Origin of the sequence: Bradyrhizobium diazoefficiens, assembly GCF_016612535.1 — a bacterium.
Taxonomy (GTDB): domain Bacteria; phylum Pseudomonadota; class Alphaproteobacteria; order Rhizobiales; family Xanthobacteraceae; genus Bradyrhizobium; species Bradyrhizobium diazoefficiens_C.
The window spans coordinates 588,365-608,218 of the sequence record NZ_JAENXS010000001.1; the positions used below are offsets into that span (position 1 = coordinate 588,365).

Here is a 19,854-nt window from a genome sequence, read left to right on the forward strand (position 1 = left end):
GCAATCCGACCTCTCCCCGTCGGGGAGAGGTAGACCCAGCCCAACCAGTTGCGCTAAATTTCGTCATCCCTCAACCGCGGACCGCTTCCACCAGCGGCCTTGCCGTGTGGCCTGCGACCTTCGCCGCGGCGCTCTGGATAAAACCGCCGCCGAGCACGCGCGCTTGCCCCGAGGGCGCGTCGTAGAACACGCAGGCTTGGCCCGGCGAGACGCCCTCTTCGCCGGCGACGAGCTCGACCTCGTACTGGCCGTCGGCACCGCGCAGCCATGCCGGCTGGGGAGCCCGGGTCGAGCGCACGCGGACGAACAGCTCGAGGCCAGAACCAATCGCACGGTCGATGTCGCCGTCGCCGATCCAGTTGACGTCGCGCAAGCTGATGCGGTGCATCTTCAGCGCCTCGCGCGGGCCGACCATGACGCGGCGATTGGTGGCGTCCAGCCGCACCACGAACAGCGGTGCGGCGGCCGCGATGCCGAGGCCGCGGCGCTGGCCGATGGTGAAATTGGCGATGCCGTTGTGGCGGCCGAGCACGCGGCCGTCGAGATCGACGATGTCGCCGGGGTCCATCGCGTTGGGACGGAGCCGGGTGATGATGTCGGTGTAGCGGCCGGTCGGCACGAAGCAGATGTCCTGGCTGTCGTGCTTGTCGGCAACGGAGAGACCGAAACGGCGCGCGAGCTCGCGCGTTTCGGGCTTGGTCATGTCGCCGAGCGGGAAGCGCAGGAAATCGAGCTGGGCCTGCGTGGTCGCGAACAGGAAATAGCTCTGGTCGCGGTCGCTGTCGGCCGCGCAGACCAGCGCGCGCGAGCCGTCGTCGCGGCGGCGCGAAGCAACGTAATGGCCGGTGGCGAGCGCTTGCGCGCCGAGCTCGCGCGCGGTCTTCAGGAGATCGCGGAATTTGACTGAGCGGTTGCACTCGATGCACGGCACCGGCGTCTCGCCGAGAGCATAAGAGTCCGCAAAGTTGTCGATGACGGACTCGCGAAAGCGGTCCTCGTAGTCGAGCACGTAATGGGGGATGCCGAGCTTGGCGGCGACGTCGCGGGCGTCGTGGATGTCCTGACCGGCGCAGCAGGCGCCCTTGCGGTGGGTCGCCGCACCATGGTCGTAGAGCTGCAGCGTGATGCCGACGACGTCGTAGCCTTCCGCCTTCAACAGCGCAGCCGTCGTCGAGGAATCGACGCCGCCCGACATGGCAACGACGACCCTGGTATCCTCAGGACGGCCTTCGAGATCCAGACTGTTGAGCATGGGTTTTACGAGTTGGCGGCGGCGTTCGGCGATTTTCTGTGCCTTGGCCGGGACATCGGCGTCCCCGGGAACTGAGAGGTTCTCGAAGGGCACGGCTTGCCCGGTCGAAAGCGGCTGAGAGCACCCTTTAATATAGGTGGCATTCCGGTGAAGCAATCGCGCGAGCCTCGAGCTTGGGGCAATTCTTGCCGGGGCGGCAGAAATGGCGGGGCTGGCGGGGGCTGACGGCGCCAGCCTCGATTTATCAAGCTGCTGATTTTGCTGGATAAAATCTCACATTCGAGGGTTGGCCCGCTCCTTGCTGACCTTCTGGTCCTAAGATGGTTTCAAGGGGTCGCCTGTGGTTGGTGTCACGTCAGACGTAGCGGCAAGCGCGCAGGTCTCCAGCGCGCAGCAAAAGCCTGCTCGATCGCAGAGCACCAAGGACACCACCCCCGGCGATTCCTTCGGGTCGCTGGTCGACAGCAACACCCAGGCCATCAGCAACAACGCGTCGTCCTCGTCGCAGGACAATGCGCCGCGGCGGACTGATTCTTCGTCGTCTTCGTCGTCCTCCTCGTCCGACCGGAGCACGCGCGACTCGTCCGCGCGCGACCCCTCCTCGCAGGGCCAGGCGAGCGACAGCACCGATTCCTCGTCGCAGGCCGCCAGCGACACGTCGACCGATCCGGCGAAGGCAACGGCCAAGACCAAGGACAAGTCCGACGCGTCCACCACCACGGCGGGCGACAAGTCCCAAGATTCCAAAGCTTCGAAAGACACCAAGGACGCGAAGGGTGACAAGACCGACGGCCTCGCCGCCGCGGTCGACGCCTCGGCAGCCCCGCAGACGCAAACCGCCCTGCCCGATCCGAACGCGATCGCAATTGCCACGCCCGTCGTTCCCGTCGATCCAAATGCGGCCGCGAACCAGGCCGCCAGCACCGCTAGCTCGCCGCTGACGATCGCCGCGGCCGGCATCGCCGCCAGTGCCTCGACCGCGGCGCAGATCGCCGGCACCAAGCTAGATGCCACCGGCAAGACCGCCAAGACGGACGGCAAGACCGGCGATGCCAAGACCACCGATGCGAAGGCCGCGCTTGGCGATGCGGCGACCACGACGACGGATGCGACCGCAACCGATGCGACGGCGAACGCCGCGCAGCTCACGGCGGTCGACCAGGGTACGCCCAAAACCTCGTTCAAGGCCGCAGCAACCGCGCAAGGACAGGCCGACGTCTCCAATATCGGCCAGGACCCGGGCAAGACCGCGGCGTCAGCCGCTCCGCAAAATCCCGCGACGACTGCGGCCACCAACGCCGCCGCACATCCGCAAGCCGCAAAGCCGCAGGCTGACGCAACTGCTGCCGACGCCAAGGCCGATGCTGCCAATCGCACGGCTGATGCGACGCCGGCCGCGCCGACCCCGCACGCGCATGCCGATACGCAGGCCGCCGCTAGCGCGACGACCGACGCCAGCGCGCAGGCGGCCTCCGCCGTACAAGCGCCGCTAACCACGACCACGTCGACGGCCACCGCCTCCACTGCCACCCTCACCGCGACTGCGGCGAATTCGAACGCTGTGCCGATCAGCGGCATTCCGGTCGAGATCGCGGCCGCCGCGCGGTCCGGCAAGACCCGCTTCGACATCAGCCTCGATCCGGTCGATCTCGGCCGCATCGACGTCCGCATCAATGTCGACCGCAACGGCCAGGTCACCTCGCATCTCACCGTCGAGAAGCCGGAGACGCTGCAGATGCTGCGGCAGGATGCGCCGCAATTGCAGCGCGCGCTCGACGATGCCGGCCTCAAGACCGGCAGCAACGGCCTGTCGTTCAGCCTGCGCGACCAGAATTCGTCGGGACAGAACTCCGGCCAGAACAACGACAACGGCGGCAATTCCCGCCGCCTGATCATCAGCGAAGACGATACTGCCGCTGCCGCGCCCGTCAGCCGCAGCTATGGCCGCATGCTCGGATCGAGCAGCGGCGTCGACATCAGAGTGTGAGGAGTATTCGCTTATGACGACCACGAATGCCGCCACTTCGCCTGCCGTCGTCTCCGGAACGACGCAGACGTCGTCGTCATCGTCGAGCTCGAGTCTGGGCTCGTCCACGGGCGCGACGCTCGCCGGCAACTTCCAGACCTTTTTGACGCTGCTGACGACGCAGCTGCAGAACCAAAACCCGCTCGATCCGCTCGACACCAACCAGTTCACCCAGCAGCTGGTGCAGTTCGCCGGCGTCGAGCAGCAGCTCAAGACCAACGATTCGCTCTCGCAACTCGTCACCCTGCAGCAAACCACGCAGGCGACTCAGGCGCTGGATTACGTCGGCAAGACCGCGGTGGTCGACGGCACCACGGCCACCATGACCAATTCCTCGGCGACCTGGCATCTCAACGTGCCGACCGATGCGACCGTCGACATTTCCGTCGCCAATTCCAGCGGTCAGACCGTGTTCACCGGCAAATATACCGCGGGTGCTGCCAGCGACGTTCCCTTCACCTGGGGCGGCCAGGGCAATGACGGCACGCAATGGCCGGACGGCAAATACACGATCACGGCGACCGGCAAGGACACTTCGGGCAACAATGTCGGCATCGCAGCGCAGGTGCAGGGCACGGTGTCGTCGGTCGACCTGACTCAGTCGCCGCCGCTGCTCACCATCGACGGCACCAGCTATACGCTAAGCCAGGTGAAGAGCGTCGTCGCGACCAGCAGCGGCAGCTGAAGCGGCGCGGTTACGCTACACATACGGTGTCATCCCGGCGAAGGCCGGGATCCATACCGCGTGATCTATCTATCAGACGCAGGTGGCAGTACCGGGAAAGACTTCTCGACCACGAGTTTTCGCCAAACTACTCCCTGTGGTTATGGGACCCGGCCTTCGCCGGGACGACGGCAGGGGGCCCTGCAGCATCGCTGCCCAGGCCTCTGTTCGTTAGTAAAGTATTTACGAAGACCCGCTCGCCTCGCTGAAATTGTGTTTTCAGCCCGCCGGGCCGGTCGCGTTCCCGCAAGTTTCAACGAGAATTGTATTGAAGCCTTAGGCTTAGCGGATTTTTAAGCCGGCGTGCGTAGGGTTACGGCGTGAGTTCAGTGGTTGAGAGTTTGTGAGTACGCCATGACAGAACCCCATCGCCCGAGGGTAAAATACGTCATCGGGCCGGACGGCAGTCCGCTGACGATCGCCGATCTGCCCGCACCCGGCACCAAACGCTGGGTCATCCGCCGCAAGGCTGAAGTCGTCGCTGCCGTTCGCGGCGGTCTTCTGTCCCTTGAAGAGGCCTGCAGCCGTTACACCCTGACGGTCGACGAATTCCTCTCCTGGCAGTTTTCCATCGACCAGCATGGTCTGGCGGGTCTTCGCACCACCCGCATTCAGCAATATCGCCAGTAAGCGATCCGGAATTCTGCGGCTTTTGACGAAAATCGGCCTCGCTCCGCGAGGCCGATTTTTTTCATGTTTCCTTTTGGCGATACTTTTGTCCGAGCTCTTAATCTTCGTTAACCATATCGAAACCATCACCTAGGCAATAATTGCCCAGTCGGCCGCTCAGTTGCGGATCGAAGCTTCGGGGCGGTTGCTTGCAAGGTCTTGCGGACTTTTTAAAAGGTATCGGCGCCGCCCGGTTCGGGGCGATGATCGCGGTCACCGCTGCGCTCATCGGCTTCTTTGCCTTCGTCATCATGCGCGTTACCACGCCGCAGATGACGACGCTGTTCACCGACCTCAGCGTCGAGGATTCCTCGGGCATTATCAAGGACCTGGAGCGCCAAGGCATCCAGTACGAGCTGCGCAATGAGGGCACCATCATCATGGTGCCCAAGGACAAGGTCACCCGTCTCCGGATGAAGCTCGCCGAGGGCGGCCTGCCCAAGGGCGGCGGCGTCGGCTACGAAGTGTTCGACAAGTCGGACGCGCTCGGGACCACCTCTTTCGTCCAGAACATCAATCATTTGCGCGCGCTGGAGGGTGAGCTCGCCCGCACCATCCGCGCCATCGACCGCATCCAGGCCGCCCGCGTCCACCTCGTGCTGCCGGAGCGGCCGCTGTTCGCGCGCGAGGCGCCGGAGCCGTCGGCCTCGATCGTGGTGCGGGTCCGCGGCTCGCTCGAACCCCAGCAGATCCGCGCCATCCGCCACCTCGTCGCCTCCGCCGTCAACGGCTTGAAGCCGCAGCGGGTCTCGATCGTCGACGAGGCCGGCCAGCTGCTCGCCGACGGCGCCCAGACCGATCCGGACCAGGAGATCGGCGACGAGCGTCGCACCGCCTACGAGAAGCGGCTGCGCAAGCAGGTCGAGGACATCGTCTCCTCCGTGGTCGGTTCGGGCCGCGCCCGCGTCCAGCTCTCCGCCGATTTCGACTTCAACAAAGTGACCCAGACCTCGGACAAGTTCGATCCCGAAGGCCGCGTGCTGCGTTCGAGTCAGACCCGCGAAGAGCAGAGCATGACCGCCGACAACAACGGCCAGGTCACGGTCAACAACGAGCTCCCCGGCAACCAGCAGAATGGCGGCGCGGCGGCAAAGGACCAGAGCAAGAAGAGCGAAGAGACCAACAATTACGAGATCTCCCACACCACCAAGACCGAGGTGACCGAGGCAGGCCGGGTCAACCGCATCTCGGTCGCGGTGCTGGTCGACGGCATCTACACCAAGAACGACAAGGGCGATCTCGCCTACACCGATCGCACCAAGGAGCAGCTCGACCGCATCGCCACCCTGGTGCGCTCGGCGATCGGCTTCGATCAGAAGCGCGGCGACCAGGTCGAGGTCGTCAATCTGCGCTTCGCGGACGCCCCCTCCACCGCCCCCATTGCGGAGCCAAGCGGCTTCCTCGGCATGCTCCAGTTCACCAAGGACGACGTCATGTACTTCGTCGAGCTCGGCGTGATGATGCTGCTCGGCCTGGTCGTGATGTTCATGGTGATCCGCCCGCTGGTCAAGCGCATCCTCGCCTCCGACGAAGTCGCCGCCGCCATCTCCGGCGTCCTTTCCGGCCCCGCCGCTTCGGAAGAAGTCGCGCCGGCCGCCGGCCAGGCGCTGCTGCCGAGCGGTGCGGCCAGCGCGATCGACGTCGCCACCATCCAGGGCCAGGTCCACGCCCAGTCCGTTCATCGCGTCGGCGAGCTCGCCGAGCGCAATCCTAACGAAACCGTCGCCATCATCCGTCAATGGCTGACCGAACCCGCGAAATGATCGAGAAGTGAACTGACATGGCCGCCAGCTTGCAGAACGCCAACTCCAACGACATCACCAGCGTGATCTCCACGCTCGGTCAGCGTGCCGGCACCCGCGCGGCGGGCGGCGCCAAGGTCGAGGCGGTGGCGGGACCGAAGCGCGCTGCGATCCTGATGCTGGCGCTCGGCGAGCAATATGGCGGCAAGATCTGGTCGCTGCTCGACGACGACGAGGTTCGCCAGCTCTCGCTGGAAATGTCGACGCTCGGCACCGTCGAGGTCGACACGGTGGAGGACATGCTGCTCGAATTCGTCTCGCGCATGTCGGCCTCCGGCGCCCTGATGGGCAATTTCGACGCCACTGAGCGCCTGCTCCAGCAATATCTGGCGCCCGAGCGCGTCAACGGCATCATGGACGAGATCCGCGGCCCCGCCGGCCGCAACATGTGGGAGAAGCTTTCCAACGTGCAGGAAGAGGTCCTCGCCAACTACCTCAAGAACGAATACCCGCAGACCATCGCGGTCGTGCTCTCGAAGCTGAAGCCGGAACACGCCGCGCGCGTGCTCGGTATCTTTCCCGAGGATCTCGCGCTCGACGTCGTCAACCGCATGCTGAAGATGGAGGCGGTGCAGAAGGAGGTGATCGAGAGCGTGGAGAAGACGCTGCGCACCGAATTCATGTCCAACCTCTCGCAGACCCGCCGCCGCGACGCCCACGAAGTGATGGCGGAAATCTTCAACAATTTCGACCGCCAGACCGAAACCCGCTTCATCACCTCGCTGGAGGAAGATAACCGGGAATCGGCCGAGCGCATCAAGGCGCTGATGTTCACCTTCGACGACCTCGTGAAGCTCGATTCGGGCTCGGCGCAGACGCTGATGCGCAATGTCGACAAGGACAAGCTCGGCGTCGCGCTCAAGAGCGCCAACGAGGACGTCCGCAACTTCTTCTTCGGCAACATGTCTTCGCGCGCGGCCAAGATGCTCCAGGACGACATGGGGGCGATGGGCCCGGTGCGCCTGCGCGATGTCGACGAGGCCCAGGCGTTGCTGGTCAACCTCGCCAAGGACCTCGCCGCCAAGGGCGAGATCATGCTGACCAAGAACCGCGCCGACGACGAACTGGTGTATTGATGGGCGCTCCGGCAAAATTCCTGTTCGACACCGACTTCGCCGCACCCGACCGGACGCGCGAGAAGGCCGCGACCGCGGCCGAGATCGCCCAGAAGGTCGCGGAAGCCGAAGCGCGTGCCTATCGGGACGGCTTTGCCGCCGGCCAACGCGAAGCCAAGGCGGAAAGCGACCGCCGCGTCGCCCTCGCCATGGAAGAAATCAACATAGCGATCCGGGGCATTGCCTCGGGCATCGGCAACATCGAGAGCAAGATGGAGACCGAAGCGGTCGACGTCGCGGTCGCTGTCGCACGCAAGCTGTGCGCCGACCTGGTCGCCGCCGAGCCGCTCGGCGAGATCATGGCGCTGGTCAAGGACTGCTTCTCGCATCTGGTCGCGACGCCACATCTCGTCGTCCGCATCAACGACGCGCTCTACGACAGCGCGCGTGAGAAGATCGAGCGGCTCGCCAAGCAGAGCGGCTTCGAAGGACGGCTGGTGATCCTGGCCGAGCCCGAGATTGCCACCGGCGACTGCCGGATCGAATGGGCCGACGGCGGCGTCGTGCTGGAGCGCAGCGCCATCGCGGCCAAGATCGACGACATGGTCGGACGCTATATCGCGTCCCGCAGGGGGAATTAAGCCATGAGCGACACCGACGGACAAGTCCCGCTGCCCGATCTTAACGGCCCGCTGCCGCCGACCGGTGCAGACGTCGGCTACAACGAGGACGAATATGCGGCGCGCGTCGCCGCCGACCTCGAGGCCGTGTTCGACGTGCCGGTGCAGGTTTCGGCCGTGCTCGGCCGCTCCAAGATGGACGTCGCCGACCTGTTGAAGCTCGGACCGGGCACCGTGCTCGAGCTCGACCGGCGCGTCGGCGAGGCCATCGACATCTACGTCAACAACAAGCTCGTCGCTCGCGGCGAGGTGGTGCTGGTCGAGGACAAGCTCGGCGTGACCATGACGGAAATCATCAGGACCGAACGCGGTTAAATAATTGCAGGGAATGACGCGCGGCAGCGCGACCAGACGGACAGGAGACTGACATGCGGCTTCTCATCGTTGGCACATTGAAGGGCCAGCTCACCACCGCCACCAAGATCGCGATGGAGAACGGCGCCACCGTGACCCATGCCGAGGATCACGAGCAGGCGATGCGCGTGCTGCGCGGCGGCAAGGGCGCCGACCTGCTGCTGGTCGACGTCGCCCTCGACATCCGCGACCTCGTGATGCGGCTGGAGGCCGAGCACATCCACGCCCCGATCGTCGCCTGCGGCATCACCAACGACGCCCGCGCTGCGGTTGCCGCGATCCATGCCGGCGCCAAGGAATATATCCCGCTGCCGCCCGATCCGGAGCTGATCGCCGCGGTGCTGGCCGCCGTTGCCAACGATTCCCGCGAGCTGATCTATCGCGACGAAGCCATGGCGAAGGTCGTCAAGCTCGCCCAGCAGATCGCGGGCTCGGACGCTTCGGTGATGATCACCGGCGAATCCGGCACCGGCAAGGAAGTGCTGGCCCGCTACGTCCACACCCGCTCGGCCCGCGCCAAGCGTCCGTTCATCTCGATCAACTGCGCCGCGATCCCCGAGCACCTGCTGGAATCCGAACTGTTCGGTCACGAGAAAGGCGCCTTCACCGGCGCGATCGCGCGCCGCATCGGCAAGTTCGAGGAGGCGACCGGCGGCACGCTGCTGCTCGACGAAATCTCCGAGATGGACGTCCGCCTGCAATCGAAGCTGCTGCGCGCGATCCAGGAGCGCGTGATCGATCGCGTCGGCGGCACCAAGCCGGTCCCGGTCGACATCCGCATCATCGCGACGTCGAACCGCAACCTGGCTGAGGCTGTGCGCGAAGGCACGTTCCGCGAGGATCTGCTGTTCCGCCTCAACGTCGTCAACCTGAAGATCCCGCCGCTGCGCGAGCGCCCCGCCGACATTCTGGAGCTCGCCCAGCACTTCGTGAAGAAATATGCCGAGGCGAACGGCGTGCCGGTACGGCCGGTCTCGGCCGAAGCGCGCCGCGTGCTCTCCACCAATCGCTGGCAGGGCAACGTCCGCGAGCTCGAAAACACCATGCACCGCTCGGTGCTGATGGCGCAGGGCGACGAGATCGGGCCCGACGCAATCCTCACGCCGGACGGCGACCGCCTCGACCTCGCCAAGACGGTGCCGGCGGTGGCGCATGCCACCATGGCCGCCGAGCAGGTGACGCGGGCGCTCGTCGGGCGCACCGTCGCCGACGTCGAACGCGACCTGATCCTGGAGACGCTGAAGCACTGTCTCGGCAACCGCACCCATGCCGCCAACATCCTCGGCATCTCGATCCGCACCTTGCGCAACAAGCTCAACGAATATTCCGACGGCGGCATCCCGATCACGCCGGCCGGCACGCCGGGTGAATATCCGCGGATGCCGATGGTGGGGGCGTAGGGCTCCCGCAGATATCGAGAGGATGCGAATGCCCGGGCTCAGTCCCGGGCGTTTTGTTTTGTGGGGCACAGGGGGCGGTCTCGTAGCCCGGATGGAGCGAAGCGCAATCCGGGATTAGCTCCGCAATCGGAATTCCCGGATTTCGCTTCGCTCCATCCGGGCTACGGGGCCCAACACATGGCGGCACCGCATCCGGCGACTAGGTCGCGCCCGCGCAACGCCTTATAACCCCGCATGAGACCCACGCGAGGAAACACATGTCTGAAGCTCAAATCACGGATTGGCTGGCGTCGCAGCGGCAGGCGATGATCGATCTGCTGCGCGATGTCGTGAACATCGATTCCGGGTCCTATGACAAGGCCGGCGTCGATGCGGTCGGTGCGCGGTTCGAGCGGCATTTTTCCGAGCACGGCATTCCGTTCCGGCGCGAGAGCCACGACAGTTTTGGCGATGCCATCCATGCCGAGGTCGCCAAGCCCGGCAGCAACGAGAAGCCGGTGCTGTTGATGGGCCATCGCGACACCGTGTTCGGCAAGGGCGAAGCCACCCTCCGTCCGTTCACGATCAAGGAGACGCGCGCCTACGGGCCCGGCGTTGCCGACATGAAGGCCGGCGTCGTCATGAACATCTTCGTCGCCACCGCCTTCCACAAATTCGGCGGCGCACCGCATCCGATCAAGCTGCTGATCACCTCGGACGAGGAGATCGGCTCGCCCTCGTCGCGGCCCGTGATCGAGCGCGAAGGGCGCGCCGCGCGCGCAGTGTTCAATTCCGAGCCCGGCCGGCCGACCGGCAACGTCGTCACCAGCCGCAAGGGCGGCATCTTCATGCATCTCGCCATCACCGGCAGGGCGGCCCATTCCGGCGCGAATTTCGCCGCGGGTATCAGCGCGATCGGCGAGCTCGCGCACAAGATCATCCAGATCCACGCGCTGACCGACCTCACCAAGGGCATCACGCTCAATGTCGGCCTTGTCTCGGGCGGTCAGTCGGTCAATACGACCGCGCCGTACGCCGAGGGACAGATCGACATGCGCTACGTCGATCCGAAGGACCGCGCCACCGTGATGGCCGAGATCGAACGGATCGTCGCGACGCCCTCCGTGCCCGGCACGCGTGCTGTGCTGACCATCAGGGGCGAGTTCGTGCCGGTGGTGCAGAGCGAGGCTTCCAAGGCGCTGTTCGAAGGCTACCAGGCTGCGGCCAGGCAGGCCGGCCTCACCACGCTGCAAGGCGAGTTCTCCGGCGGCTGCGCCGATTCCGGCTTCACCGCCGCGGTCGGCACGCCGACCATCTGCGGCGTCGGGCCGGTCGGAGGCCTCGCACACACGCCGGAGGAATATCTCGAGCTCGACAGCATCGTGCCGCGCGCGCAGACGCTGGCGCTGGCGATTTTGCGGGGATGAGCGGAAGTGCCGTAGGGTGGGTTAGCAAAGCGTAACCCACCTCTTTCATTTTCCAAGGAAACGAACAGTGGTGGGTTACGCCTTCGGCTAACTCACCCTACGAGACCGACCAAGTTCTACGAATAATTCGGCGCGTCCGGCTTGCGAAAAATGTGGATGGGATCGCCGGGCACGAACGGCTGGCCGCGGAACATCGCATAGGCATAAAGCGCGAGATAGGCGATCGCCAGCGCGCTGACGACATAGAAGGCCCAGGTCCCGACGCGCTTCATCGTTCCGCTCCATGGCCGCCCCGGATGGGAGGCTCGAGGGCGCTTCTAGAGCGATGATGAGAAAAAGGCCAGCCTGCGCGGCCTGAAACCTGCGTCGATCAAACGCCGCGGCGACCGCGCGCGGGCACGCTGACGTCCGCGAGCCCTGCGGCGTCCTCGTCCTGGTCCACCGCCACATACTGGCCGTGCCAATAGGCGAGCGCCGCGGTGCGGGCCGAGTTCTTGATGCCCCTGACGCGGCCGATGACGATGCCGTGCGAATGCCGCTCGATGATCTCCTCGACCTCGCAATCGACGGCGGACAAGGCGCCAACCAGCAGCGGAACGCCGGAAACAGAGGTGACCCACCGGGCGCCGGCAAAGCGATCTGCCCCCTTCAGGCCACCCTTGCCGGCAAAACGCTCGGCAACATCGAGCTGATCGGCTGCGAGTATGTTCACGCCGAAGGCGCCGTGGCGCCGGATCAGCGGGAGCGACGACGCATCGCGGTTGATGCTGACCAGCAGGGTCGGCGGCTCAACCGACAGCGAGGTCACGGAGGTCACCGTCATGCCGGTGATGTCCTTGCCCCGTCCGGTGGTGATCACGCTGACCCCGCCGGTGAGATGGCGCATGGCGCCGCGGAAATCGGCAGACGAGACGGGGATTTCGGTCATGAGATCGCGCGGGACTACATTCATGGCATGCGCCCGGAGGCGGGGTTCTCGTCTATTTAGGTGCGATCGTCCGCGGATAAAAGGTGGCCCAGGATGTGGTCGCATGAACCTGGTCCGCGGCTCTCGGCACCGGATCACAAAAATCCGCAAAACAACCCCATGCACAGTAGCCGGATGTGCGAAAACTCTAGCTTGCGCATAATCCGAAATTAAGTTGACACGTCGGGCAAAACAGGAGCAAGATGACATGATGGCGGCGTTGGGGATGGACGGCCCCTACCCGCTACTGCAGCCAACGCACCGGCAAATTCTGCAAGCCCCGGAACGCCCAGCCGCCGATCCGCACCGGCTCGTCGTCGGCGATCTCGATATGCCTGGCACGCGCGAACACAGTCGGCAACGCGACGTCGGCGATCATGGCGCGCGAGGCCCAGGCACCGGCGCAGAAATGCGGCCCGGCGCCGAAGGCCACGCTCTTGGAGGTATCACGCCGCACGTCGAACTGGTCGGCGCGCTCAAAGTGCTTCTCGTCGCGATTGGCGGAGCCGAACATCAGGAACACGCGCTCGTCGGTTTCGAAGGATACATCGCGGATCGACCACGGTTTGGCGATGCGCCGCGGTGACATGCCGATCGGCGAGATCCAGCGGGCGTATTCCTCGAATGCCTGCAGCCACGTCACCTCGCCCTTGCGCACGAGATCGAGCTGCTCGGGATGGCTCAGCAGCGCCCACACCGTGCCGGCAATTGCCTTGCGCGGCTCGTTCTGGCCGCCGGAGATCGCAAGCTTGACGTTGGCGCGCACGCTCTCCATCGGCATATCAGCGGCGAGGAGCACGCCAAGGATGCTCCGGTCGGGATTCTTGCGCATCACCGGCAGGATGTCGTCGATCGCAGCATCGATGCCCGATGTCGCCGCATGACAGCGCGCCTCGACGCCCGTGTCGCCGCCGTAATTGGCGATGCCCTCGATCATGCCCTGCGACCAGGCATCCATGTCGGCGAAACCGATGTTGGTGAGGCCGGTGATCGATTTCAGGCACTCGCCGGAGAACGGCAGCGCGAAGTCGGCCATGAAATCGATCCGGCTACCTGATACGATCGCGTCGATGATGCGGTCGGCATGAGCCCGGAACAGTGCGGTCCAGTGCGCCTTCACCGTCTTCGGCGACACCGTCGGAAACATCGCGCGGCGCTCGACCTGATGCGCCTCGCCGTCCTTGCGCATCATGTTATGGCCCATCAGCCGGTTCATCAGGCCGGCCGGCTGGTGCGAGGAGAATACGTCGATCTGCTTCTCCGAGATCGAGATGTCGTCGCGGGTCGAAAGCAACGTCGAGCCGAGTTGCGGCACGAAGGCGATCGGCGCTTCCTTGCGCAGCTTCGCAAGCATCGGATAGGGATCGGCCCAGAACGACGCGAGGTCGATGTCGATGCGTGGCGCGGTGCTCAAGGCGGCCTCCCTGGATTCTCGTGTGATTCAGGCCAGACTAGCGAACCGAGGCGCCGGCGTCTGTCCCTAGCGATAGGGACAGACGACATTGGGACGTGTATCCATAAGAGTGCTCAAAAGCCCCAGCAACGATCTATTAATCGTGAGCGCGCACCTCACGTGCGGTTTGATCGATTATCGCTAAAGTTGCAGTTGGTGTGATCGAAAGCTTCGGTGCAAATCGCATGCAACCATCCGATTGGGCTGTTGTCCTGTACTATGCGTGGCCAGTCATCTTGATACCCCTGGGATGGATCGTGTTAGGGCGATTGTGCCGAGAACGCGCGGCTTCCGGGGCATCGATGATCGAGTTGCGGGAGCAGCACCTCATAGAAACATATCGGACGAGTGCTGCGATGGACAGGATCGCAGCTGTTCTCGAGAAAAACCACAGGAACTGATCGTTTACCTGGCTTAGGAGGTTCTGAATGACCGTGAGCGATATTCTGCTTGCGATGTACTCTTGGTGGCCGTTCATCCTGATCGTGGGTGGATCGATCCTAGCGATGCGTGCGATGCGCCAACGTACCTCGTCCGGCGCCACAATGATTGATCTATATGAGCAGCAGATTGCCGAGACGCGCCGAACGAACGCAGGGTTGGAACGGATCGCCGCGGCTCTGGAGAAGCGACCGTCGGCTTAGTCGGGGTTTCGCGCCAGACCCGCCCGAACTGAGAGAACATGAGCGTGGCGGAAATCATTCGACGTGCCATCGAAATCGACGAACGCAAAGGCAAGATTGCCTTCGACGAATCGAATGTGACAGCAGAGAACTCGACCCCGAAGACATTGAACGCGTTCTCAACGCTCTGAGTGAAGCGGGGATTTGGATCGAAGGAGACTAAAGGACGGAGGACTGGGTTACTGAGCCTCGGCTATTCTCGGTCCAGATGACAACATCTGCGCGTTGGTTGCCGAGGGCCGGTTCGACGGCGATGCCGGAAGCACGATCACTTTCGCTCCGACTTTCACCCGCTCATAGAGGTCCGTGACGTCCTCATTGGTCAACCGGATACAGCCGGACGACACCCGCTTCCCGATCGTATCGGGCTTGTTGGTGCCGTGAATTCGATATTCGGTCTCGCCCAGATACATCGCCCGGGCGCCGAGCGGGTTGGTGGGACCGCCTGCCATGAACCGCGGCAGATAAGGTTGACGCACGACCATCTCGGCAGGCGGACGCCAATCCGGCCATTCTGTTTTACGGGCCACAGTCTGTTCGCCGGACCATGCGAAACCTTCGCGGCCAACACCGATGCCGTAGCGCATCGCCTGCGCGTCGTTCAGAACGAAATAGAGGAACGTGTTCTTGGTATCGATGATCACGGTGCCCGGCGTCTGGTGGCTGGCGTAGTCGACCACCTGCCGGACAAATGCTCCGGGACCATCAGCGGCTTTTGGTGGTTCGACCAGAGGTGCCGGGGCCGGAATCGGAGCCGGAGCCGGAGCCGGAGCTGACGCTGATACATGAGCGGGAGTCGCCACGTAAACCGGCGTTGACGATGCCAGGGCTTCGTGCGCGGACGGCTTCCGTATCGGTTGCACGCTCGCCGGGGGGGACAGCAAACCGTACCCCACGACGGCGACGGCCACGGCGCCAATGGCAACTCGCGCGGCCATCGGCAGTGCGAGCGTCTGTGCCTTTCCGCGTTTGGCCCGCTTGCCCATAATCTTTCTCCAGGTCACTTCTGACCTGAAGAGGTACCCGGCAAGATTTAAGAAACTTCGAAGCGATTCCCCTCGGAGCGGAAACGTTAGCGATGGTTAACGCCGAACTTTTGGTCGGCAACAAGTGGAGCGAACATCAGGCCGAGAGCGGCTCCCGCGGTAACAGCCAGATCGAAATCGGGTTTGCCCGGCCGGCAATTCGGCAGCAGCCATGTGGTTTCAGTTGATCAACCACCGACCCATGATGAGCGTCTCGCGAGATTGCGCCAAACAGCTCGTCACTCACGATGAGGGATGCGCCAAGCCCCCGCGTGAGCGTTTCGAGCTTGCGCGCCACGTTGACCGTGTCGCCGGCGATCGTCTGCTCCAGATGTTGTTCCACTCCAATTTGGCCCATGCCCACCGAGCCAAAATGTACGCCGATGCCAACGCTCAGAGGCAATTCTCCGCGAGCCCTGCGGTCGGCGCTCCAGGCCGCAATCGTGTCCAGCATGCCGAAGGCGCAGGAGAGGGCATGACCGGCCGCGTCGCGCGTATCATGGGAGTCACGGAATATCGCTACGATAGCGTCGCCCTGGTACTGTATGACGTTGCCCTCATGCTGAATGACTCGCGTCGCCATACGGTGTTGGTAATTGTGCAAAAAATTCATGTGCTCTGCGGGTGACCATTCTTCTGTCATGCAGGTGAACCCGATGATATCGGCGAACAGGACCGCCGTGCGCTCGACCCGCACGACTTCCCGCGTTGGGGACGTCCGGCACGCAGGCTCCCAAACGTCTATGATCGAGGGGATAGCAGTCAGACTTGCGGTGTCCATGACGTAACCTCTCTGCGTCCGATTCAGCTGGTCGGATGATCAGCCTGCACTTGCAGATTGAGCGCACAGCCCTCGAGCGAAAACAGCATCTTGCGATCGCCATCAGCAACTGGCTTGGCAATGATAGCTATTTGGCTGTCAAGTTCTATCAGGTAGTGTTAGTTTGTGTCACAACGCCCGCGAGACAGGTGCTGGAGCGCCCAATGTCGACCAGTCTTTCCGGAGTCCATCTCGTTCGCTTCAGCGCAGATCTACAGGCCCATCGGGCCACGTCTTCGCTCAATGATGCTGAATACGCTGACCAAATTCTCAAGATTTCGCTCAACACCTTCAAGAAATGCGTGCAGCCGGACAGTGACCGACTTTCACTGAAAAGGCATACCCTTCTCAATATCCTTGCCAACGCAGGGTTGAATCCGCGAGACTACGGGCTCTCGATTGCTCTTCCGAGCCAATCGTCGCCATTCGGAGGATATCATACGAGCGACTACGACCATCTGTGCGGTCGATTTTTTCTGTACAGGCGCTCCTTTCTAACCGCCCGTAACATTACCTGCAGCGTCCTGGACATCCGGCCAAGCGAGAGCCACGACTGTCTCGCGTTCAGTGAACTGCACTATTACGTCTCTGACTCAGGTGCGCGAGACGAGGTCCATTATTCTGGAAATGTTCATATGAATCAGGAGCGCAACGTTCTCAGCATGCCCGCGCATTTCGAGGGACAGGTGAGACTGACCCTCGTGCAGCCCGAAAGACTCGGCAAATCCAAAATTAAGATGCGTGGCGCGGTTCTGACTTTTGGAAATCCGAAGGCCTACTGGCAGCCAACCGTCTCCTGCGTCTATGTCGATGGACCAGTCGAGACAAAGGCCGCGCATCCAAGGAATTTTTGCAGGACTATTCTCGAAGGATCGGCGGAGCACGCCGCCCTCTCCGCCGAACTGGCCCGCGTCGAAGAGCATGCAACGATCATGACTCCGCTCATGTGGGCCAAGCTACAGGTTGGAGCTGTAGTCGCATAGGAAGTCGCCATGAAGCGCAAGCCACGGATCGCGGTGATCCTCGACGAGAATACCAGCGGTGATGGAAGCCGGTACGAGGCTTCGAAGAGCTATTTCGCGGCGATCCGGGATGCCGGCGGCCTGCCCTTCGGAATCCCCTACCTCTCCGAAATCGTGGCGCCGGTCGTTGAAGAATTCGATGGCCTGCTTTGCGTTGGGGGACGATTTTCTTACCCTGACGACTGGTATCTCCAGGGCAAGCCATCGAGGGCTCCGCCTTCGGAGAGATTGGCCATTGAGCGCGAAATCACCGACGGTTACCTGCGCCGGGACAAGCCCGTTCTCGGGATTTGCGCCGGCATGCAACTGCTTGCCGGCCTTCATGGCTGTCGACTGTGGTCTGACGTTCAGGCTTCCGGGCCCGCCATCATCGAGCACGACAAGCAGGGTTCACTACACCGGGTGACCCTCACCCCCCATTCGAAATTGGCGGCCTTGGTTCGCGTGCCCACAATGCTCGTGAATACTTTCCACCAGGAGGCCGTTGGAGAGTTGTCCTCGTCCGTGATCGCCAGCGCTCGTTCCGATGACGGGGTCATCGAGGCGATCGAGATTCCAGCGCATAGCTTTGCGCTCGGCCTTCAGTGGCATCAGGAACGGTTCTTCGCTGCCGATCACCCTGGCAATCAAGTGTTTCGGGGCTTCGTGAAGGCGTGTGCACCGAGCAATCGTGATTGACCGACGTGGGAGGATGCCGATGCAAGGCTGGTATTCCCGGATGGTGGCGATAGGGCTGGGACTCGCGGCCTTCGCCATTCGCGTCCCTGTGATGGCACAAAGCGAAACCATCCCGACCGCGAGGGTCGCGAACATTGATTGGCCGGAGGTGGCTCGAGGCGCTCTGGCGATTGCACCCGAACTCGGGGCTCCGCCAAACAGCCTTGCAGCGAAGCGATTGCGCGACATTGATCGACAACTCGACCGCTTTGTCTTTGCGGAAAAGGAAGCGTTGCGACCTCTGGTGTTGCTCAATGCGATGACGGCTGGCGTCAATTCGCACTTAGCGAAGGTACCAATTCCGGTGCTAGCACCCATCGACAGCTCTCGATATGTGTCCGCATTTGCAAGCTCGCGTGGCCTCGGGCTGAAAGCAACGAGTGACTTTCTCAGCCCGACAATCAGCAGAATGCAGTTCCTCGCCAAGACGACCGGTTATGACGCGATCCTCACCGTCAAGCCGTCACTGCTCCCCCGCGGTTACAAGGTGAACGCAAATCTCGTGCAGATTCATCTCGGCGGGACCGGCCTGCTGTATGACGTCAACAACGAGAACAAGAGCGGCGGGGATGCGCTGCGAGGCGATGTTGTCGAGGACCAGGCGCTGCAGGACATGTATCCGCGGCTTCGACGCAACGTCAGCGATGATGGTCTGACGTACACGTTCTTCAAATACGGCGTATTCTACTTCGCGAACATATCCTGTGCCAAGGATCCGCCGTTCGTTACGGATTTCCCTTGTAAGGAGGTCGAGGGACTTCTCCGGACGGTGCTTCGCGATCTCCGCCTCGTTGGTGGCCTACCAGGCCCCGTTCCTCATGCGACCGGGAGCCTATCGCCGCGTCCCGCAAAGAAAAGTCCCAGTTTCACATACTATGCGCCAGGCAATCTTCTGCCGGGGACAAGCCAGGGCGACCTCGGAGGCGTGACGCAGAAAATCCTGTGGGGCGCGAGCGATTTGCGTTTCCCGATTGAGTTGAATCCAGCCTACGCAAATTCACAAACCTTCATGCATGGAGGCGATTGCCTAGGCCACAAGATCCCCCTGGATCACGGTCGGTACAAATGCCAGGAAAACCCAGGCAAAATACTCGAGCCTCGCGAAGACAACATGGAGAACTACGCCTATCCGTGGCGCGACAATTACTGCGAGGAACGAAATGACACGACGCGGGAGCCCAGGGACTGCCCGGCCGGAAAGCTGGCTCATGAAGGCCAGGACATCCGGCCCCCTGCGTGCCAATATGACGGCACGCGTTGCAAGATCAACCTGTACAACGTCGTCGCTGTGACCAACGGATCCGCACTCTGGAAAGCCAATAACAACGTGAAATTCATCGCCGATGACGATACGGGCGTCTATTTTGTGTACCTGCACATGAGCCCGGATGCCCTCGCAGGCGCCGGCCTGAAGCAGGGCCAATTGGTTCACCGCAATCGTGGGCAAAAGATCGGCGAGGTCGGCAATTGGATGCAAACCCAGCCCAACGGCACGACGGCACATCTGCACTTCGAAATTCGATCGCAAAGCGAAACATGCGGGGGCTTTGGTTGCACGTCGTCCCCCTACTGGACGCTTATTCGGGCCTATGAGGGGCTGATCGGCATGCAAGGGACCGAGATTCCCTGAGAGCAAGACGGCTTGAGGAGGCGCGTTCGGTTTTGATTTGCGGCTGCCCGAGATTTTGAATCCGTTCAACGACTGTCGGAGCAATCCGCCCTGCGCGTGGTTGGCTTTAGGGCGCGGTGCTCCTTTATTTTCATGGCAAAGGAGAGTGTGCGATGACGCTGGCACGTCG

At 63.1% G+C, this 19,854-nt stretch carries 20 protein-coding genes; 14 read left to right on the forward strand and 6 right to left on the reverse strand.

Annotation, left to right across the window (positions count from 1 at the left end):
* Positions 1–70: 70 nt before the first annotated feature.
* Positions 71–1,252, reverse strand: coding sequence for a tRNA 2-thiouridine(34) synthase MnmA (gene mnmA / locus JJE66_RS02750; RefSeq protein WP_200512592.1), 1,182 nt, complete (start codon positions 1,250–1,252; stop codon positions 71–73).
* Between the two features lie 340 nt (positions 1,253–1,592).
* On the opposite strand from mnmA, the gene JJE66_RS02755 reads away from it, so the two are divergent.
* The 9 genes from JJE66_RS02755 (at position 1,593) to JJE66_RS02795 (ending at position 11,368) form a co-directional block, all read left to right on the forward strand.
* Positions 1,593–3,239, forward strand: a complete 1,647-nt coding sequence (locus JJE66_RS02755; protein WP_200512593.1) for a flagellar hook-length control protein FliK — start codon at positions 1,593–1,595, stop codon at positions 3,237–3,239.
* A 13-nt stretch (positions 3,240–3,252) separates the two neighbouring features.
* Complete coding sequence (locus tag JJE66_RS02760; RefSeq protein WP_200512594.1) at positions 3,253–3,963, forward strand: flagellar hook assembly protein FlgD; 711 nt, start codon at positions 3,253–3,255, stop codon at positions 3,961–3,963.
* Between the two features lie 393 nt (positions 3,964–4,356).
* Positions 4,357–4,632 (forward strand): DUF1153 domain-containing protein, encoded by a 276-nt coding sequence (locus JJE66_RS02765; protein ID WP_002714638.1) that lies wholly within the window; start codon positions 4,357–4,359, stop codon positions 4,630–4,632.
* Between the two features lie 188 nt (positions 4,633–4,820).
* Positions 4,821–6,434, forward strand: coding sequence for a flagellar basal-body MS-ring/collar protein FliF (gene fliF, locus JJE66_RS02770; RefSeq protein WP_200512595.1), 1,614 nt, complete (start codon positions 4,821–4,823; stop codon positions 6,432–6,434).
* 17 nt (positions 6,435–6,451) lie between these two features.
* Positions 6,452–7,549 carry a flagellar motor switch protein FliG gene (gene fliG, locus JJE66_RS02775; protein ID WP_200512596.1) on the forward strand — a complete coding sequence of 366 codons (1,098 nt, stop codon included), beginning with the start codon at positions 6,452–6,454 and terminating at the stop codon, positions 7,547–7,549.
* Positions 7,549–8,169 carry a FliH/SctL family protein gene (locus JJE66_RS02780; RefSeq protein WP_200512597.1) on the forward strand — a complete coding sequence of 207 codons (621 nt, stop codon included), beginning with the start codon at positions 7,549–7,551 and terminating at the stop codon, positions 8,167–8,169. The genes fliG and JJE66_RS02780 overlap by 1 nt, the downstream gene beginning before the upstream one ends.
* 3 nt (positions 8,170–8,172) lie before the next feature.
* Entirely contained in the window at positions 8,173–8,523 is a 351-nt protein-coding gene (gene fliN / locus JJE66_RS02785; RefSeq protein ID WP_200512598.1) for a flagellar motor switch protein FliN, read from the forward strand.
* Between the two features lie 53 nt (positions 8,524–8,576).
* The gene (locus tag JJE66_RS02790; protein ID WP_200512599.1) at positions 8,577–9,962 is read left to right on the forward strand and encodes a sigma-54-dependent Fis family transcriptional regulator; all 1,386 of its coding nucleotides are present in this window, start codon (positions 8,577–8,579) and stop codon (positions 9,960–9,962) included.
* Positions 9,963–10,219: 257 nt separating this feature from the next.
* The gene (locus JJE66_RS02795) at positions 10,220–11,368 is read left to right on the forward strand and encodes a M20 family metallopeptidase (RefSeq protein WP_200512600.1); all 1,149 of its coding nucleotides are present in this window, start codon (positions 10,220–10,222) and stop codon (positions 11,366–11,368) included.
* Between the two features lie 116 nt (positions 11,369–11,484).
* On the opposite strand, the gene JJE66_RS02800 is transcribed toward JJE66_RS02795, so the two are convergent.
* The 3 genes from JJE66_RS02800 to JJE66_RS02810 form a co-directional block, all read right to left on the reverse strand.
* The gene (locus JJE66_RS02800; protein WP_200512601.1) at positions 11,485–11,640 is read right to left on the reverse strand and encodes a hypothetical protein; all 156 of its coding nucleotides are present in this window, start codon (positions 11,638–11,640) and stop codon (positions 11,485–11,487) included.
* Between the two features lie 98 nt (positions 11,641–11,738).
* Positions 11,739–12,320, reverse strand: a complete 582-nt coding sequence (locus tag JJE66_RS02805; protein WP_200512602.1) for a flavin reductase family protein — start codon at positions 12,318–12,320, stop codon at positions 11,739–11,741.
* Positions 12,321–12,579: 259 nt separating this feature from the next.
* Positions 12,580–13,749 (reverse strand): cytochrome P450, encoded by a 1,170-nt coding sequence (locus JJE66_RS02810; RefSeq protein ID WP_200512603.1) that lies wholly within the window; start codon positions 13,747–13,749, stop codon positions 12,580–12,582.
* A 467-nt stretch (positions 13,750–14,216) separates the two neighbouring features.
* On the opposite strand from JJE66_RS02810, the gene JJE66_RS02815 reads away from it, so the two are divergent.
* Together JJE66_RS02815 and JJE66_RS38395 are read left to right on the forward strand one after the other, a co-directional pair.
* The gene (locus JJE66_RS02815) at positions 14,217–14,432 is read left to right on the forward strand and encodes a hypothetical protein (protein ID WP_200512604.1); all 216 of its coding nucleotides are present in this window, start codon (positions 14,217–14,219) and stop codon (positions 14,430–14,432) included.
* A 38-nt stretch (positions 14,433–14,470) separates the two neighbouring features.
* Complete coding sequence (locus JJE66_RS38395) at positions 14,471–14,602, forward strand: hypothetical protein (protein ID WP_283818432.1); 132 nt, start codon at positions 14,471–14,473, stop codon at positions 14,600–14,602.
* Between the two features lie 48 nt (positions 14,603–14,650).
* Here JJE66_RS38395 and JJE66_RS02825 read toward each other — a convergent pair whose 3' ends face one another.
* Together JJE66_RS02825 and JJE66_RS02830 are read right to left on the reverse strand one after the other, a co-directional pair.
* A complete protein-coding gene (locus JJE66_RS02825; RefSeq protein WP_200512605.1) occupies positions 14,651–15,457 on the reverse strand; it encodes a L,D-transpeptidase in 807 nt (268 codons plus the stop codon).
* 136 nt (positions 15,458–15,593) lie between these two features.
* A complete protein-coding gene (locus tag JJE66_RS02830) occupies positions 15,594–16,193 on the reverse strand; it encodes an adenylate/guanylate cyclase domain-containing protein (protein ID WP_200512606.1) in 600 nt (199 codons plus the stop codon).
* A gap of 119 nt (positions 16,194–16,312) precedes the next feature.
* On the opposite strand from JJE66_RS02830, the gene JJE66_RS02835 reads away from it, so the two are divergent.
* Genes JJE66_RS02835 through JJE66_RS02845 form a run of 3 tightly spaced genes read left to right on the forward strand, consistent with a single transcriptional unit; the run spans position 16,313 to position 19,685 of the window.
* A complete protein-coding gene (locus JJE66_RS02835; protein ID WP_200512607.1) occupies positions 16,313–17,299 on the forward strand; it encodes a hypothetical protein in 987 nt (328 codons plus the stop codon).
* 9 nt (positions 17,300–17,308) lie between these two features.
* Entirely contained in the window at positions 17,309–18,016 is a 708-nt protein-coding gene (locus JJE66_RS02840; protein WP_200512608.1) for a gamma-glutamyl-gamma-aminobutyrate hydrolase family protein, read from the forward strand.
* Positions 18,017–18,035: 19 nt separating this feature from the next.
* Positions 18,036–19,685: a M23 family metallopeptidase gene (locus JJE66_RS02845; RefSeq protein ID WP_200512609.1), complete on the forward strand. Its 1,650-nt coding sequence runs from the start codon at positions 18,036–18,038 to the stop codon at positions 19,683–19,685.
* The last annotated feature ends 169 nt before the right edge of the window (positions 19,686–19,854 follow it).

Excerpts from the sequence above, each read along its gene's own strand:
- JJE66_RS02760 (WP_200512594.1), top strand. The coding sequence starts at position 3,253 with ATGACGACCACGAATGCCGCCACTTCGCCTGCCGTCGTCTCCGGAACG.
- JJE66_RS02780 (WP_200512597.1), top strand. The coding sequence starts at position 7,549 with ATGGGCGCTCCGGCAAAATTCCTGTTCGACACCGACTTCGCCGCACCC.
- JJE66_RS02840 (WP_200512608.1), top strand. The coding sequence starts at position 17,309 with ATGAAGCGCAAGCCACGGATCGCGGTGATCCTCGACGAGAATACCAGC.
- JJE66_RS02805 (WP_200512602.1), bottom strand. The coding sequence starts at position 12,320 with ATGAATGTAGTCCCGCGCGATCTCATGACCGAAATCCCCGTCTCGTCT.
- JJE66_RS02765 (WP_002714638.1), top strand. The coding sequence starts at position 4,357 with ATGACAGAACCCCATCGCCCGAGGGTAAAATACGTCATCGGGCCGGAC.
- JJE66_RS02795 (WP_200512600.1), top strand. The coding sequence starts at position 10,220 with ATGTCTGAAGCTCAAATCACGGATTGGCTGGCGTCGCAGCGGCAGGCG.
- fliG (WP_200512596.1), top strand. The coding sequence starts at position 6,452 with ATGGCCGCCAGCTTGCAGAACGCCAACTCCAACGACATCACCAGCGTG.
- fliN (WP_200512598.1), top strand. The coding sequence starts at position 8,173 with ATGAGCGACACCGACGGACAAGTCCCGCTGCCCGATCTTAACGGCCCG.
- JJE66_RS02790 (WP_200512599.1), top strand. The coding sequence starts at position 8,577 with ATGCGGCTTCTCATCGTTGGCACATTGAAGGGCCAGCTCACCACCGCC.
- JJE66_RS38395 (WP_283818432.1), top strand. The coding sequence starts at position 14,471 with ATGAGCGTGGCGGAAATCATTCGACGTGCCATCGAAATCGACGAACGC.
- JJE66_RS02845 (WP_200512609.1), top strand. The coding sequence starts at position 18,036 with ATGCAAGGCTGGTATTCCCGGATGGTGGCGATAGGGCTGGGACTCGCG.
- JJE66_RS02825 (WP_200512605.1), bottom strand. The coding sequence starts at position 15,457 with ATGGGCAAGCGGGCCAAACGCGGAAAGGCACAGACGCTCGCACTGCCG.
- JJE66_RS02815 (WP_200512604.1), top strand. The coding sequence starts at position 14,217 with ATGACCGTGAGCGATATTCTGCTTGCGATGTACTCTTGGTGGCCGTTC.
- JJE66_RS02800 (WP_200512601.1), bottom strand. The coding sequence starts at position 11,640 with ATGAAGCGCGTCGGGACCTGGGCCTTCTATGTCGTCAGCGCGCTGGCG.
- mnmA (WP_200512592.1), bottom strand. The coding sequence starts at position 1,252 with ATGCTCAACAGTCTGGATCTCGAAGGCCGTCCTGAGGATACCAGGGTC.
- JJE66_RS02835 (WP_200512607.1), top strand. The coding sequence starts at position 16,313 with ATGATCAGCCTGCACTTGCAGATTGAGCGCACAGCCCTCGAGCGAAAA.